Annotated in this window: 16 protein-coding genes and 1 pseudogene; 14 read left to right on the top strand and 3 right to left on the bottom strand. The window is 58.0% G+C overall.

Going from position 1 to position 15801, the window contains the following annotated elements; genetic code table 11:
• Positions 1-125 precede the first annotated feature (125 nt).
• The 3 genes and pseudogenes from FQ187_RS09815 to FQ187_RS09805 form a co-directional block, all read left to right on the top strand.
• Positions 126-326, top strand: a pseudogene (locus FQ187_RS09815) (hypothetical protein); the annotation flags it as partial.
• 5 nt (positions 327-331) lie between these two features.
• The gene (locus FQ187_RS09810) at positions 332-1060 is read left to right on the top strand and encodes an alpha/beta hydrolase (protein WP_149629310.1); all 729 of its coding nucleotides are present in this window, start codon (positions 332-334) and stop codon (positions 1058-1060) included.
• A gap of 6 nt (positions 1061-1066) precedes the next feature.
• Entirely contained in the window at positions 1067-1564 is a 498-nt protein-coding gene (locus FQ187_RS09805; protein ID WP_149629309.1) for a hypothetical protein, read from the top strand.
• Between the two features lie 51 nt (positions 1565-1615).
• On the opposite strand, the gene FQ187_RS09800 is transcribed toward FQ187_RS09805, so the two are convergent.
• Positions 1616-2134 carry a hypothetical protein gene (locus tag FQ187_RS09800; RefSeq protein ID WP_256667287.1) on the bottom strand — a complete coding sequence of 173 codons (519 nt, stop codon included), beginning with the start codon at positions 2132-2134 and terminating at the stop codon, positions 1616-1618.
• Positions 2135-2240: 106 nt separating this feature from the next.
• On the opposite strand from FQ187_RS09800, the gene FQ187_RS09795 reads away from it, so the two are divergent.
• From FQ187_RS09795 to FQ187_RS09770, 5 genes are all read left to right on the top strand, one after another.
• Entirely contained in the window at positions 2241-3233 is a 993-nt protein-coding gene (locus tag FQ187_RS09795; RefSeq protein WP_149629308.1) for a 2-dehydro-3-deoxygalactonokinase, read from the top strand.
• 19 nt (positions 3234-3252) lie between these two features.
• Complete coding sequence (locus FQ187_RS09790) at positions 3253-3873, top strand: 2-dehydro-3-deoxy-6-phosphogalactonate aldolase (protein WP_149629307.1); 621 nt, start codon at positions 3253-3255, stop codon at positions 3871-3873.
• A 62-nt stretch (positions 3874-3935) separates the two neighbouring features.
• Positions 3936-5084, top strand: a complete 1149-nt coding sequence (dgoD, locus tag FQ187_RS09785) for a galactonate dehydratase (RefSeq protein WP_008152275.1) — start codon at positions 3936-3938, stop codon at positions 5082-5084.
• 173 nt (positions 5085-5257) lie between these two features.
• Positions 5258-6568, top strand: coding sequence for an MFS transporter (locus tag FQ187_RS09775; protein ID WP_149629305.1), 1311 nt, complete (start codon positions 5258-5260; stop codon positions 6566-6568).
• A gap of 60 nt (positions 6569-6628) precedes the next feature.
• A complete protein-coding gene (locus FQ187_RS09770; RefSeq protein ID WP_149629304.1) occupies positions 6629-7432 on the top strand; it encodes an IclR family transcriptional regulator in 804 nt (267 codons plus the stop codon).
• Here FQ187_RS09770 and FQ187_RS09765 read toward each other — a convergent pair.
• Positions 7429-8481: an NAD(P)-dependent alcohol dehydrogenase gene (locus tag FQ187_RS09765; RefSeq protein ID WP_149629303.1), complete on the bottom strand. Its 1053-nt coding sequence runs from the start codon at positions 8479-8481 to the stop codon at positions 7429-7431. The two genes, FQ187_RS09770 and FQ187_RS09765, sit on opposite strands and share 4 nt — an antisense overlap.
• A 190-nt stretch (positions 8482-8671) precedes the next feature.
• Here FQ187_RS09765 and FQ187_RS09760 point away from each other — a divergent pair, with 190 nt between their 5' ends.
• Positions 8672-9562, top strand: a complete 891-nt coding sequence (locus FQ187_RS09760) for an AraC family transcriptional regulator (protein WP_046049104.1) — start codon at positions 8672-8674, stop codon at positions 9560-9562.
• A gap of 51 nt (positions 9563-9613) precedes the next feature.
• On the opposite strand, the gene FQ187_RS09755 is transcribed toward FQ187_RS09760, so the two are convergent.
• Entirely contained in the window at positions 9614-11278 is a 1665-nt protein-coding gene (locus FQ187_RS09755; RefSeq protein WP_149629302.1) for an electron transfer flavoprotein-ubiquinone oxidoreductase, read from the bottom strand.
• Positions 11279-11827: 549 nt separating this feature from the next.
• Between FQ187_RS09755 and FQ187_RS09750 the strand changes: the two genes are divergently transcribed.
• The 5 genes from FQ187_RS09750 (at position 11828) to FQ187_RS09730 (ending at position 15602) form a co-directional block, all read left to right on the top strand.
• A complete protein-coding gene (locus FQ187_RS09750) occupies positions 11828-12577 on the top strand; it encodes an electron transfer flavoprotein subunit beta/FixA family protein (protein ID WP_149629301.1) in 750 nt (249 codons plus the stop codon).
• Between the two features lie 2 nt (positions 12578-12579).
• Positions 12580-13509 carry an electron transfer flavoprotein subunit alpha/FixB family protein gene (locus tag FQ187_RS09745; RefSeq protein WP_149629300.1) on the top strand — a complete coding sequence of 310 codons (930 nt, stop codon included), beginning with the start codon at positions 12580-12582 and terminating at the stop codon, positions 13507-13509.
• 81 nt (positions 13510-13590) lie between these two features.
• The gene (locus tag FQ187_RS09740) at positions 13591-14427 is read left to right on the top strand and encodes an ABC transporter substrate-binding protein (RefSeq protein WP_149629299.1); all 837 of its coding nucleotides are present in this window, start codon (positions 13591-13593) and stop codon (positions 14425-14427) included.
• 9 nt (positions 14428-14436) lie between these two features.
• Complete coding sequence (locus FQ187_RS09735; protein ID WP_008147008.1) at positions 14437-14793, top strand: DUF4398 domain-containing protein; 357 nt, start codon at positions 14437-14439, stop codon at positions 14791-14793.
• A complete protein-coding gene (locus FQ187_RS09730) occupies positions 14790-15602 on the top strand; it encodes an OmpA family protein (RefSeq protein WP_149629298.1) in 813 nt (270 codons plus the stop codon). Before FQ187_RS09735 ends, FQ187_RS09730 begins: the two co-directional genes overlap by 4 nt.
• Positions 15603-15801: the final 199 nt, after the last annotated feature.

The following is a 15801-nucleotide window of genomic DNA, read 5'->3' as shown; positions in this document are numbered from 1 at the left end:
AGCGCGACTAGAGGAAAGAACCATGAATTAAGGACAGGAAAGGCCTGTTTTTCGACCGACTCATGATTTTTTGAACCTCAAGCAGAGAGGGCATGAAAAATCGGTGGGTACTTCAGACCTTCCCTAGTGGGTTACTTGCGATGCCGGTGCATTTCACCGACAGATTACAAGTGGTGAATGACGCAACCGGTGAGCCGATTCCTTATCACCCATACACCATTCAGCGTGGTGACGGCAGCGAAGAGCATGGCGTTACGGATGCGTCCGGGTTTACTCACACCGTCAATTCTCATTTGGCCGAGACCATTAAATTGTTTGTGGAGTGACTGGCATGGCTGGTGATGCAGCGGTGAAACAAGAGTTGCCTAAAAGAGAAGTAAAAACCCATACATTGACCTGTAAAACGGACCAGTCTATTAAACAAGTAGCTGTTACTTTGCGAGACTTGGTTATATTTTTTATTGGTGGTGCGGGCGATCAGGAGAGTTATTACGGTACAGGACCCAATAATAATATCGATTATGTGCGCCGGATTGCTGTTGACGACGCAAAGCAGTTGGAGATTTTGAAGCGCTGTCCATCGTGGGTGCTCAGTTATAATTCGTTTATTAGTAATGATGATCTTGAACGCAATGTGTTGAGTCGAATACCTAATTGCTCCACCGCAATTTACATTGTTGGCCACAGCCTCGGTGGTTGGAATGGTGCCCACCTTTCCAGTGTGCTGACAGACAAAGGCTTCAGAGTAAAAATGCTGATTACACTGGATCCAGTAGGTGAAGGGAAAATCGTCTACGGCATCTCAAGTATCTATAGACGGGAGCCAATACCCAAGGCTGACTACTGGGTAAACATTCGGGCTGCAGCGGTCGACTGGAATGTGTCGGATCTGGTCGCGGACTTTGGTGAACAGTGGGAAGTAACACAGGGACCTAATGTCATGGGGCGGGTGGACGTCAACCATGCCGATGCCGACAGGATGTTTGTGCAGACATTGCCTGGTGGCAAGTCTGCTCGGCAAATATTCAACGAGTCGATTTTGAGCTACTTTAGGGAGTGATTCTGGATGCATAAGTTTTTTTTGTTTTTAACAATCTTGCTGAGTGCATCTTGTTCTCTCAATCATGGAAGACCTATCGCAACGCTTGAATACTCCAGTGTAAAGGAACTTCGTAATACTGGGCTTTACCAAATTTATTTCACTTCCGATGTGGAGCTTCTCCAGTTATTCAAGTCGCGAATAGGTGAGGGGCTTGTCTGTTCTTTAGAAGATGATCTGGATTTTGCCGAAGCACACCATATACAGCGTTCCGGTTTTGGCTTGGTAGAAAAAGTGATTGAGCCGGCGCCATTGCTCTATCGAGCGAATGTCATTTTTAGTGAGTCAGAAAGCGGAAAAGGAGGAGAGGATTATTTGGAAGGAGAGGCCCTGATTCCGCTATTGAAGAAACGTGATTTTATTTCGTGCGTGTTTCGAGTTCATACCACCACGTACAATACGTACTTCTCCAAGGTCATGCACGTGCCGACCGCGGAACTGTTGAAGGCTATTTCTAAACAGTAAAACAAGCCTAGGTGATGCGAGGTTGTTTGCCGGGAAAAAGCAGCCTCTCACTCAGTCACTGGCTTCCCAATTACTATTGATCAATCCGTCGAGGACTTGTCGAACGGTAATCTTGAAAGCCCCGGCCTTCCCTTCGGAAAACGCCGCTTTCCACGCCGTATAGCCCTGACTGAAATCCGGAATCTCTGAAGTTTCCCCCACACGGTTAGCGAGGCTTCGCTCCAGAGCTTTTGCCTGGAAGGGCAAGTGAGGCATGTCGTTGAACTCCTTGCCTGTCACAGGATTGATCATCCGAAAGCCATCGACCCTGATGTGAACGACCTTGCCCAGTTTCGGATAATTTTCGATTTTCAGGATCGTGAGAGTCGATCCATCCTCGCCCGGCCGGTTTTTGTAGGCCCAGATATCACCGACCTTCAAGTCTTTCGATGCGCTGAATGCCGCCATGGACCAGAGCACGCTGCATAACAGCAGAGCCTTTGAAGCAATCTTCATTTTTCTTAATTGAGTGGGGGTACGGCTGCAATGGCCGGGCATTTTAAAGCGTCGACGTAGAAAATCTTGGTACACCTGTAAATCCACACAATGTGGGATCGATATTTATATATTGAGATTTTTATGCGTCCGGGTCTATAGTCCAGCTCACTCACTGCCAATAAACAAAACAGGTGAAGCGATGCTGGCGCAATTGATCGCGCTCGATTGGGGGACAACCTCATTACGTGCTTACAAACTCGCCGCGGGTGGCCAGGTGCTCGAACAGCGTTCGCTGTCGTCGGGGATCATGCAGCTGCCCAGGACGCCGCGAATGATCGCGGGTCAGGAATGTACCGACGGTTTTGAACTGGCCTTCGATGAGGCCTGCGGTGACTGGCTCGACGCGCAGCCCCATTTGCCGGTGATTGCGTGCGGCATGGTCGGCAGCGCACAAGGCTGGCGTGAAGCGGCTTACCGCGATACGCCGGCGAACGTCGCCAATCTCGGAACTTCCCTACAGACGGTTCGCAGTCTTCGCGGTGTCGATGTGCACATCGTGCCGGGCGTGATTCAGCGTTCGCGCCTGCCGAACGTGATGCGTGGTGAAGAAACCCAGGTGCTTGGCGTTCTGCACAATCTGCCGGACGAGGCGGGCAACGATCTGTTGATCGGCTTGCCGGGCAGTCATTCGAAATGGGTGGAAGTGGCCGACGGCTGCATCGTGCATTTCGATACCTTCATGACTGGTGAAGTCTTCGCCGTGCTCAGCGAGCACAGCATTCTGGGGCGCACCCAGCAAAAGGGCGCGTCCTTCGATGGCCAAGCCTTTGATCGTGGGGTGCAGGTGGCGCTGTCGGCGGATGGCGAGATGGGGCCGCTGTCGACAGTGTTCAGTGCCCGCAGCCTCGGGTTGACTGGCGAACTCAGCGCCACCGCTCAACCGGATTACTTGTCCGGCTTGTTGATCGGCCATGAGCTGTCGGCGCTGGCCAGCGTGCAGCGCCGCCGACGCAACAGCGTTCATCTGCCTTCGATCGTCCTCATCGGTAACTCTCAACTCTGTGCTCGCTACGGACGGGCGCTCGACGCTTGTGGTTTTGCCCGGGTGACCCTGGCCGAACAAGCCACCGAACGCGGCTTGTGGCAGTTGGCGGTTGCCGCCGGACTGATCAAATCCAACCCATCCCGTTAAACCTGACTGGAGGTCTGACATGCTCAAGCAAGCATTGGCGCAAAACGGTCTGATCGCGATTTTGCGTGGCCTGCGCCCGCAAGAAGCGGCGGCCATCGGCGAAGTCCTTTACGCCGCCGGATTTCGCGTCATCGAAGTGCCGCTCAATTCCCCTGAGCCGTACGAAAGTATCCGCATCCTGCGCAGTACCTTGCCCGCCGATTGCCTGATCGGTGCCGGTACGGTGTTGACGCCGGAGCAGGTCGAGCAAGTGAAAGCGGCGGGGGGGCAAGTGATTGTCATGCCGCACAGCGATCCCAAGGTGTTGCGCGCAGCGAAAGCGGCGGGGTTGTTCCTGTCGCCGGGTGTGGCGACGCCGACTGAAGCCTTCGCCGCATTGGCCGAAGGGGCGGACGTGCTGAAGATGTTCCCGGCCGAGCAGATGGGCCCGGCAGTCGTCAAAGCCTGGCTCGCGGTGCTGCCCGCGGGAACGATTCTGGCGCCGGTCGGCGGAATCACGCCGGACAACATGCAGGTGTTTATCGACGCGGGCGTCAAAGGCTTCGGCCTCGGTTCGGGGTTGTTCAAGCCGGGCATGACACCAGAGGAAGTGGCCGTAAACGCCAAGGCGTATGTCGCTGCATGGAACGCTCTGCGTTAAGACTTTTTGGCGCCGACTTCGCTACATCTATAAGAGCTGCACTTATAAAAAGAGAGCACAAGATGAAAATCACCAAACTGACCACCTTCATCGTTCCGCCGCGCTGGTGCTTCCTCAAGGTCGAAACCGACGAGGGCGTGACCGGCTGGGGCGAACCCGTGGTCGAAGGCCGCGCTCACACTGTCGCCGCCGCCGTTGAAGAATTGTCCGACTACCTGATCGGCAAAGACCCACGCAACATCGAAGACATCTGGACCGTGCTTTATCGCGGCGGCTTCTACCGGGGCGGCGCAATCCACATGAGTGCGCTGGCCGGTATTGATCAGGCGTTGTGGGACATCAAGGGCAAGGCCCTGGGTGTGTCGGTCAGCGATCTGCTGGGCGGTCAGGTGCGGGACAAGATTCGCGTCTATTCGTGGATCGGCGGCGACCGCCCGGCGGACACCGCTCGCGCTGCAAAGGAAGCCGTCGAGCGTGGTTTCACTGCGGTGAAAATGAACGGCACCGAAGAGCTGCAATTCCTCGATTCCTTCGAAAAAGTCGACCTGGCCCTGGCCAACGTCGCCGCCGTGCGCGATGCGGTGGGGCCGAACGTCGGCATCGGCGTGGACTTCCATGGCCGGGTGCACAAGCCCATGGCCAAGGTCCTCATGAAGGAACTCGACCCGTACAAACTGATGTTCATCGAAGAACCGGTGCTCAGCGAAAACTACGAAGCGCTGAAAGAATTGGCGCCGCTGACCAGCACCCCGATTGCCCTCGGTGAGCGGCTGTTCTCGCGCTGGGATTTCAAGCGTGTGCTCAGCGAAGGTTATGTCGACATCATCCAGCCGGACGCGTCTCACGCCGGCGGCATCACCGAAACACGCAAGATCGCCAACATGGCCGAAGCCTACGACGTGGCGCTGGCGCTGCATTGCCCGTTGGGCCCGATTGCACTGGCGGCGTGTCTGCAACTGGATGCGGTTTGCTACAACGCGTTCATCCAGGAGCAGAGCCTGGGCATTCATTACAACGAGAGCAATGACCTGCTGGATTACGTCAAGGATCCGCGGGTGTTCGACTACGACAAAGGCTTCGTGAAAATCCCGAATGGCCCGGGCCTGGGGATCGAGATCAACGAGGAGTATGTGATCGAGCGCGCGGCAGTCGGCCACCGCTGGCGCAACCCGATCTGGCGCCATGCCGATGGCAGTTTTGCCGAGTGGTGAGTTCCCCCTGACTCCACACATTCCCCCTGTGGGAGCGGGCTTGCTCGCGAAAGCGGTGTGTCAGTCGACTTAAATGGTGGCTGATACACCGCATTTGCGAGCAAGCCCGCTCCCACAGGGTGCAGTGCAAGTCTTTACATCGACCTCAATAAACATAAGAAGAGGCATTCCCCATGCAACCGCAAACCCTCACCGGGCAGGCGTCGTTGGTGACGCCCAGTCGCAAGCGTTTTTTCATCATGGTGCTGCTGTTTATCACCGTGGTGATCAACTACCTGGACCGCAGCAACCTGTCCATCGCCGCCCCGGCGCTGACCAGCGAACTGGGCATCGACCCGATCCACGTCGGGCTGATTTTCTCGGCATTCGGCTGGACCTATGCCGCCATGCAAATCCCCGGCGGCTGGCTGGTGGATCGGGTGCCGCCGCGGATTCTTTATAGCGTCGCATTGCTGCTATGGTCGATCGCCACGGTGATGCTCGGCTTCGCCGCCAGCTTCATCGCACTGTTCGTATTGCGCATGGCGGTCGGTGCACTGGAAGCGCCGGCGTACCCGATCAACAGCCGTGTGGTCACCACCTGGTTCCCCGAGCGCGAACGCGCCACGGCCATTGGTTTCTATACCTCCGGGCAATTCGTCGGTCTGGCGTTCCTGACACCGGTATTGGCCTGGCTGCAACATCAATATGGCTGGCACATGGTGTTTGTCAGCACCGGTGCGGTGGGCATTCTCTGGGCGGTGATCTGGTACGCGGTGTACCGCGAGCCACGGGATTTTAAAGGCGCCAATGACGCTGAAATCGACTTGATCCGCGAGGGCGGCGGGCTGGTGGATATCCAGGCTGAGCAAGCCAAGGTCAAGGCGAAATTCAGCTGGACCGACCTCGGCATCGTTCTGACCAAACGCAAATTGTGGGGTATCTACCTCGGGCAGTTCTGCCTCAACTCGACGTTGTGGTTTTTTCTGACATGGTTCCCGACCTACCTGGTGAAATATCGCGGCATGGACTTCATCAAGTCCGGCCTGTTGGCGTCGCTGCCGTTTCTCGCCGCCTTCGTCGGTGTGCTCTGTTCGGGGTTCTTCTCCGACTGGCTAATCCGCCGCGGCTACACCGTGGGTTTCGCCCGCAAGTTGCCGATCATTGGCGGCCTGCTGATTTCCACTTCGATCATCGGCGCCAACTTCGTCGAGTCGACACCGCTGGTGATTGCCTTCCTCGCGTTGGCGTTCTTCGGTAACGGGCTGGCTTCGATCACCTGGTCGCTGGTTTCAACGTTGGCCCCGGCGCGATTGCTCGGGTTGACCGGTGGGGTGTTCAACTTCATCGGCAACCTGTCGGCGATTACCACGCCGATCGTCATCGGTTTCCTCGCTACCGGTGATTCGTTCGCTCCCGCGATCACCTATATCTCGGTTCTGGCGTTGATTGGCGCGCTTTCCTACATCTTGCTGGTCGGCAAAGTCGAGCGTATCAAGTTGTAGTCGCAGCCATCGGGCGACCATAATGCCGCCCGTTCACTCGCTCAACGGTAAAGGCTGGATATGCAGGAAGACGCCCCAAAAATCGCCAAGGACGCCGCACCGACCGGCACCCAGACATTGCTTCGTGGTCTGGGTGTGGTTCAGGCGGTGGCCAGTGGCGCCCGCGATCTCAAGGAAATCGCCCGGTTGATCGGCACGACACGCAGCACAACGCATCGTCTGGCCAGTTGCCTGGTGGACGAGCGTTATCTGCGTGTGGTGCCGCAAGTCGGTTATCTGTTGGGGCCGAAGTTGATCGAGCTAGGCTTCCAGGCGCGTGAAGAATTGCCGCTGGTCACATTGGCCGGGCCGTATCTGGATGAGTTGTCGGCGTTGACCGGCGACACCATTCACCTGGCGATTCGTGAAGGCGACGAGGTGCTGTACCTGCACAAGAATCCGGGGCGCAATGGCCCGGAAATGCGTTCGCGGGTTGGTCATCGCATGCCGTTGGCGCGCACCGGGATCGGCAAGGCGCTGATGCTCGATGACACGCAGGAAGAATGGCAGCGGCTGTACGAAGTCAGCTTGCCGGCGGGTGGGGAAAATCAGTTCTGGCCGCAGCACCCGGAGCAGTCCTGGGAGCAGTTTCAGCAGCGCATGGTCGAGTATGTGGCAGGCGGTTATGCGTTCGATCTGGAAGATAACGAACCGTCGATCCGCTGTGTGGCGGCGCCGATCCGTGATGCCAGCAAGCGCATCGTTGCCGGCATCAGCATCGCCAGCACCGTGCCATATATGCCGCTGGAGAAAATGGCCGAGCTGATTCCCCTGATCAAAGGGGTCACGGCTCGGCTCTCGGCAGAACTTGGCGCGAAGGTTTAGACCTTGAGCGTTGCCATGTCGATCACGAAACGGTACTTCACATCACCGCCAATCATGCGGGCGTAAGCCTCGTTGATCTGGCGGATGTCGAGCATTTCGATGTCGCAGGTGATGTTGTGCTCGGCACAGAAATCCAGCACTTCCTGGGTTTCGGCGATGCCGCCGATCAGCGAGCCGGCCAGCACACGACGGCCCAATACCAGTTTGGCGGCGTGGACCGGTGGATCGATCGGTTCGATCAGGCCCACCAGAATGTGCACGCCGTCGAAACGCAGCGTATCGAGGTAGGGGTTGAGGTCGTGCTGCACCGGAATGGTGTCCAGCAGGAAGTCGAAATGTCCTGCGGCGGCCTTCATCTGTTCGGCATCGGTGGACACGATCACGTGGTCCGCACCTTGGCGACGACCTTCTTCAGCCTTGCTCGCCGAGCGGGTGAACAGCGTGACTTCAGCGCCCATTGCCTTGGCGAACTTGATGCCCATGTGGCCGAGGCCACCCATGCCGAGAATCCCGACCTTGTCGCCCGCCTTCACGCCGTAGTGCTTGAGCGGCGAATAGGTGGTGATGCCGGCACACAGGATCGGCGCGGCGCTGGCCGGGTCGAGTTTCTCGGGGATGCGCACCACGAAGTGTTCGCTGACCACGATGCTGTCGGAGTAGCCGCCCATGGTGTTGCTGCCATCGACGCGGTCCGGGGTGGCGTAGGTCATGGTCGGACCTTCGAGGCAGTATTGCTCGAGGTTGGACTGACAGGCTTCGCAGCTGCGGCAGGAATCGACCATACAGCCGACGCCGACCAGATCGCCGATTTTGTGTTTCGTGACGTTCGCACCGATGGCGGTAACTTTGCCTACGATCTCGTGGCCGGGCATCAGTGGGTAAACGGCAATGCCCCACTCGTTGCGTGCCTGATGGATGTCGGAATGGCAGACGCCGCAGTAGAGAATATCGATCGCAACGTCGTCGGCCCGAGGGCTGCGGCGTTCGAATTTCACGGGGGCGAGGGGAGTGGTGGCCGACTGGGCGGCGTATCCGATGGCGGTGTACATGATGAACCTCGCAAAAGCTGTGACGGGTGAGGTGGCGCATTCTGGGCTCCGTACCGGCCACCGGCCATGGCGATTCCTCCGGGTGTCATGCCTAATCCTCCGGCATCAGCCTTCAATGCGTCGCATTGGCCATCAGACCTGCGATGATGCTTTCATCCCTGTATCTGCGACTTTTTTGTGAAGAGCCCTCATGTTGTTGACCCGTCATCTCGATGCTAATGCCACGCTGGTTTCGCTGATTCAGCCTTTGACTAATCGCGATGGTTTCGCGCCCACGGCGTTGCCGGGTGTGCAGGTTTTGCGGGCCAGTTGTGATGTGGCTCGCGGCCCGCAAATTTACGAGCCGAGTCTGGTCATCATCGCGCAGGGCAGCAAACTGGCGTATCTGGGGCCGCGTACGCTGGAGTACGGCGCCGGGCATTATTTGATTCAGGCATTGCCGGTGCCGTTCGAATGCGAGACGTTTTCAGCACCCGATGGCCCTATGCTGGGCGTTTCCATCGCCATTGACCGGGTGTTGCTCGGTGAGTTGGTCTTGGCCATGGGGCTGGCGCCGGGGCGTAGTATTGCGGCGCAAACGCCAGAGTCCATGACCTCGGCGGTGCTCGACGATGCGATGCGTGGTTGTGTTGAACGGCTGCTGCGTTGCCTGCACGATCCGCTGGAATGCCAGGTCATGGGGCAGGCGCGATTGCGCGAGTTGTTGTTCGTCGCTTTGCGCGGGCCGCAAGCCGATGTATTGCGAGCGCTGGTGGAGCAACAAGGGCAGTTCGCCCGGATCGCGGCGTCCCTGAGTCATCTGCATGCGCATTACACCGAGCCGCTGAACGTCGAAACCCTGGCCAGTTGCGCGAACATGAGTGCGTCGACCTTTCATGAGCATTTCAAACGCAGTACGCTGTTGTCGCCAGTGCAGTACTTGAAGCGCTTGCGTTTGCTCAGGGCCCAGCAGTTATTGCTGGGCGAGGGATTGGGCGTGGCGCAGGTGGCGCATCGGGTCGGGTATCAAAGTACGTCGCAGTTCAGTCGCGAGTACAAGCGCTACTTCGAGCGTAATCCCGGTGACGAACGCGCTGCCTGACAGACAACAAAAAGGCCCCCGTTCGGGAGCCTTGATGTTCAGGCATTCGACTTACATGTTCGGGTAAGTCGGGCCGCCAGAACCTTCCGGCGCCACCCAGGTGATGTTCTGTGCAGGGTCCTTGATGTCGCAGGTCTTGCAGTGAACGCAGTTCTGGGCGTTGATCTGGAAGCGCTTCTCGCCGTCTTCCATGGTCACCACTTCGTACACGCCGGCCGGGCAATAACGCTGGGCAGGCTCATCGTACAGCGGCAGGTTCTTGGCGATCGGGATGCTCGGATCGGTCAGCTTCAGGTGGCACGGCTGTTCTTCTTCATGGTTGGTGCCGGAGATGAACACTGAGCTGAGTTTGTCGAAGCTGATCTTGCCGTCCGGTTTCGGGTAGTCGATCTTCTTGCAGTCGGCCGCGAGTTTCAGGCAAGCGTAATCCGGCTTGGTGTCGTGCAAGGTGAACGGCAGTTTGCCGCCGAAGATGTTCTGGTCGAGCCAGTTGAAACCGCCGCCGACGATGGCGCCGAACTTGTGGATCGCCGGGCCGAAGTTGCGGCTGGCGAACAGTTCGTCGTAGAGCCAGCTCTTCTTGAACGCGTCGACGTAAGTGGTCAGCTCTTCAGTGCCGTCTTTTTCAGCGAACAGCGCTTCGGCCACGGATTCAGCGGCGAGCATGCCGGACTTCATCGCGGTGTGGCTGCCTTTGATCTTGGCGAAGTTCAGGGTGCCGAGGTCGCAACCGATCAGCGCGCCGCCCTTGAAGACCATTTTCGGCAGCGAGTTCAAGCCGCCTTTGCTGATGGCGCGAGCGCCGTAGCTGATGCGCTTGCCGCCTTCCAGGTACTGCTTGAGTACCGGGTGATGCTTGAGGCGCTGGAACTCGTCGAACGGCGACAGGTAAGTGTTGCTGTAGGACAGGTCGACGATCAGACCGACTACGACCTGGTTGTTTTCCAGGTGATAGAGGAACGAGCCACCGGTGTTCTCGGTGCCCATGATATCCAGCGGCCAACCGGCGGTGTGGACCACCAGGCCTGGTTGATGCTTGGCCGGGTCGATTTCCCAGATTTCTTTCAGGCCGATGCCGTAGTGCTGTGCGTCGGCATCGCTGTCGAGGTTGAAGCGTTTGATCAGTTGCTTGCCGATGTGGCCGCGGCAACCTTCGGCGAAGAGCGTGTACTTGCCACGCAGTTCCATGCCCGGGGTGTACAGGCCTTCTTTCGGATGGCCTTCGCGGTCAACGCCCAGATCGCCGGTGATAATCCCGCGGACCACGCCGTTCTCGTCGAACAGCGCTTCCTGAGCGGCGAAGCCTGGGTAGATTTCCACGCCCAGGTTCTCGGCCTGCTGAGCCAGCCAGCGGCACAGGTTGCCCAGGGAAATGATGTAGTTGCCTTCGTTGTGCATGGTCTTGGGCACAAAGAGGTCAGGAATCTTCTGCGCACTGTCAGCGTTCTTGAGAACGAAGATGTCATCGCGAGTGACCGGCGTGTTCAGCGGCGCGCCGAGTTCTTTCCAGTCCGGGAACAATTCGTTCAGGGCGCGTGGTTCGAACACGGCGCCGGACAGGATGTGAGCACCGACTTCGGAGCCTTTTTCGACCACGCAGACGCTGATTTCCTTACCGGCTTCGGTGGCCTTCTGCTTCAATCGGCAGGCGGCGGAAAGACCAGCGGGGCCGGCACCGACGATGACCACGTCGAATTCCATGTATTCGCGTTCCACAGGTTATCTCCTACTCAAGGCTCAACAGTTTTTTTTCTAATTGGAGGTTTGGTGTCGCATCCATGAATCCCTGCGCAATGCAGGAAGAGGACAATCGATGAACCACCTTTCTCTCTAAGGTGGCGCATTATATCTACACCACTCCTAGCGTCCAATACAAACGTTTGTTTGAATCGGCTCAAAGCCAGAGAAATCAAAGTCACGCGGCTTATGACTGGCCATTTTGCCGTATTGACCGGAATAGGCGTTCCGGTCAAGATACGGTCGGTTTTGCGCTCGCCGTAGGCTGACTGTTGGTTTCAAGAGCACCTCTAAAGACAGGGCGATGGCAGTACAAGGTGATGCGCAGCGCAGGTTCTGGCGCGCAGTTTACACGCCGCGATAATGAATGACTCGTCAGTCACCACTGACGAACGGTCATCTTCATCGTGAGCGCTTGTCACGTGACACCTTTGCCAGCGTTTTTAGAGGTGCCCTTGCGCCGATGAGCATCAAACCGCCAGGTTCGCCTAGGCGACTTTCTTTTCACCGGAGAGTAACGAGGAATCCATGAAGGTTCTTGTAGCTGTCAAACGCGTTGTGGATTACAACGTCAAGGTTCGCGTCAAGGCGGACAATTCCGGCGTCGACCTCGCCAACGTCAAGATGTCGATGAACCCGTTCTGCGAAATCGCAGTGGAAGAAGCCGTACGCCTGAAAGAGAAAGGTGTTGCGACTGAAATCGTCGTCGTCTCCATCGGCCCGTCCACCGCTCAAGAGCAACTGCGCACCGCGCTGGCTCTGGGTGCCGACCGCGCCATCCTCGTCGAATCCGCTGAAGACCTGACTTCGCTGGCCGTTGCCAAGCTGCTCAAGGCTGTTGTCGACAAGGAACAGCCTCAGCTGGTGATCCTTGGCAAACAAGCCATCGACAGCGACAACAACCAGACTGGCCAGATGCTCGCGGCATTGGGCGGCTACGGTCAGGGCACGTTCGCGTCCAAAGTCGAAATCAGCGGCGACACGGTTGCCGTGACTCGCGAAGTCGACGGCGGCGCGCAGACGGTTTCCCTGAAGCTGCCGGCCATCGTCACCACCGACCTGCGTTTGAACGAGCCGCGCTACGCGTCCCTGCCAAACATCATGAAAGCCAAGAAGAAGCCTCTCGAAGTGCTGACTCCGGACGCTTTGGGCGTTTCCACCGCCTCCACCAACAAGACCGTGAAAGTCGAAGCGCCAGCTGCACGCAGCGCGGGTATCAAGGTCAAGTCGGTGGCTGAACTGGTCGAGAAACTGAAAAACGAAGCGAAGGTAATCTAATCATGACTATCTTGGTAATCGCAGAACACGACAACAAAGTGCTGGCCCCGGCCACGCTGAACACCGTGGCTGCCGCCGTTAAAATCGGTGGTGACATCCACGTTCTGGTTGCAGGTCAGGGCGCTGGCGCCGTGGCTGAAGCCGCTGCGAAAATCGCTGGCGTCGCTAAAGTGCTGGTGGCCGATAACGCCGCCTACACTCACCAACTGCCGGAAAACGTTGCTCCTCTGGTTGCCGAGTTGGGCAAGGGCTACAGCCACATCCTGGCTGCTGCCACGTCCAACGGCAAAAACATCCTGCCGCGCGTTGCCGCTCAGCTGGACGTTGACCAGATCTCCGAGATCATCTCGGTCGAAAGCGCTGACACTTTCAAGCGCCCGATCTACGCCGGTAACGCCATTGCAACCGTTCAATCGAACGCTGCGGTCAAAGTGATCACCGTGCGTGCTACCGGTTTCGACCCGGTGGCGGCTGAAGGTGGTTCGGCGGCTGTTGAAGCCGTTGCAGCTGTTCACGATGCTGGTATTTCCAGCTTCGTCGGCGAAGAACTGGCCAAGTCCGATCGTCCGGAACTGACCGCTGCCAAGATCGTCGTTTCCGGCGGCCGCGGCATGCAGAACGGCGACAACTTCAAACACCTGTACGCCCTGGCCGACAAGCTGGGCGCTGCCGTCGGTGCTTCCCGCGCCGCGGTCGACGCAGGTTTCGTACCCAACGATATGCAGGTCGGTCAGACCGGCAAGATCGTTGCTCCACAGCTGTACATCGCCGTCGGTATTTCCGGCGCGATCCAGCACCTGGCCGGCATGAAAGACTCCAAAGTGATCGTTGCGATCAACAAGGACGAAGAAGCGCCGATCTTCCAGGTGGCCGATTACGGCCTGGTGGCGGACCTGTTCGAAGCCATCCCTGAGTTCGAGAAGCTGGTCTAATCCAGCGGCCTGACTTATAAAGAGCCCGACCTTTTGGTCGGGCTTTTTTTTTGTTCCGGATTTGAGTGGGAGAGTGTCGCCATGGATCTGCGCCGCGTTTACGGCTGGTCATTGCTGCTGGGTCTGACGGTGTTGCCGGCGCTGTCCGTCGCCGCGGGCAAGTGCGAACGCCTGGTGGTGACCGGCAGCCCGGACGCGCCGCCGTACCTGTGGCAAGACCCGAAAAACCCCAAGCACCTGATCGGCGCCAGTGCTGACCTGTTGCAGCAAGTGGCGGGGGAGCTGGGGATCAAGGTCGAACTGCTTTATGCCGGCAAGCGCTCCCAGGCCCTGGACGAAGTGCGCAGTGGGCGAATGGACATGCTGGCGGATGCGTCATTGACGGTCAGTGAACTGGACACACTGGATTACATTCATCCGCCGTTACTGGAAAACGATTACCTGGTCTGGACCCGCAAAGACTCGACGCTGGTCTACAACGAAGCGCAGGACCTTCACGGTCATCCCGGCGCATTGTCGGAAAAGTCTCGAATGACTGCGGCATTCGGCACGTTCGCCGAGCAGCAATTGACCCTCACACGCACGACAAACCTGACCCGGGCTTTTCAGAAATTGCTGCTGGGCGAGGTGGAATTTGTCCTCGCGGGACGCTACTCGGGCATGGCCGCCGCGCAGACGCTGAGCATGGCCAACGACCTGATCGCCCATCCACAACCGATCGACAAACCCGGCTTGTTCCTCGCGGTTTCCCACAACTCCGCCTGCAACGATCCGTGGTTGCGCGGACAGCTGGCCAAAAAGATGACAGAATTGCCCGCGTCCGGACTGACGGAAGCCGTGCTGCAACGCAATATCGAGCGCTGGAAGGCGCAGCTCTCACAACCGCAGCAACAACCTGTCAGTACCCCAAAACAGTAGGGATTTTTAGTGAGTATTCGACCTCTTTTCGCTGCCCTGGCCGTTCTGGCTCTGGCGGGTTGTGCAGCCGATCCGGCGCCGAATGAACAAATGCGCCTGACCGAACAGGCACTCGAACAGGCCAAGGCCGTTGGCGCCACCGCCGCCGACGTGCCGGAAATGAAACTGGCTGAAGACAAGTTCAACCGCGCCAAGGGCAGCATGAACGACCAGTCCTTCAAGAACGCGCGCATGCGCGCCGAGCAGGCCGAGCTGGACGCGCGTCTGGCCGAAGCCCGGGTTCTGACCCTCAAGAGCGAAGAGCAGTTGAACGTGCTCAATACCCGCATCACTCGCCTGCGCAAGCAACTGGGAGATGCCCAATGAGCCTCAAGACCAAAGCCCTGGGCGGTTTGATCCTGGCAGGCTGCGCCAGCCTCTATGGTTGTGCCGGTCAGCACAGCGAGGCCACGTTGCAGCAAGCCAGTACCGACTTCCAGAAGGTCAAGGAAGATTCCAACGTGTTGCGAATCGCGCCCAAGGACGTGATACGCGCCGGTGAATCGCTGGCCCGTGCCGATCGACTGTCCAGCTACTGGGGCAGTGGATCTGACGTGCTGCATTACGCTTACCTGAGTGAACGCTATAGCGAAATCGCGCGAGAACACACCAATCAGGTGCTCAACGAAGAACGTGCGGCAAAGCTCGAACTGGAGCGTCAGCGCCTGCAGCTGGCCCTGCGCGAATCCAAACTGCTCAGCGTGCAGCAGCAGGGCAAGTGGCTCGAAGAACAGATTGTCGCGTTGGCGACCACCCAGACCGACCGCGGCCTGGTGATGACCTTGGGCGACGTGCTGTTCGACACGGGCGAAGCGGAGTTGAAAAACTCGGCGAATCGCGTGGTGTTGAAGATCGTGCAGTTCCTGCAGCTCAACCCCAAGCGCGTGGTGCGCATCGAAGGCTACGCCGACAGTACCGGCGGCAAGCAGGAAAACCTCAAGCTGTCCCGTGACCGTGCGCAATCGGTGGCAGACGTGCTGATGGATTTGGGCATCGACGACAAACGTATTCAGGTCGAAGGCTACGGTGATGAATATCCGGTCGACGTGAACGCCTCGGAACGGGGTCGTGCGCAGAACCGTCGGGTGGAAATTGTGTTCTCTGACGAAAAAGGCCAGCTCGGCGCTGCCCGTTAAGGGCTGCGTCACTGGAAAACCCGGCCTGCTCGTCAGCGCCGGGTTTTTTTACGCCTGCTAATCAACTCACAAAACAGTACAGTTTTTGCTGACACTGCACTGTACGGTCGACTATTGTGGCAACTGTCCCCGTACACTTCTAAACTGTTCCGGTATTGTTTCACACAAGAATAAAATGCCCGTGAAATCGAGTGCTGCG

Source organism: Pseudomonas sp. ANT_J28 (assembly GCF_008370005.1).
GTDB lineage: Bacteria > Pseudomonadota > Gammaproteobacteria > Pseudomonadales > Pseudomonadaceae > Aquipseudomonas > Aquipseudomonas frigoris.
The sequence above is the reverse complement of the archived record's forward strand: the minus strand, read 5'-3'. Positions and strand labels throughout refer to the sequence as shown.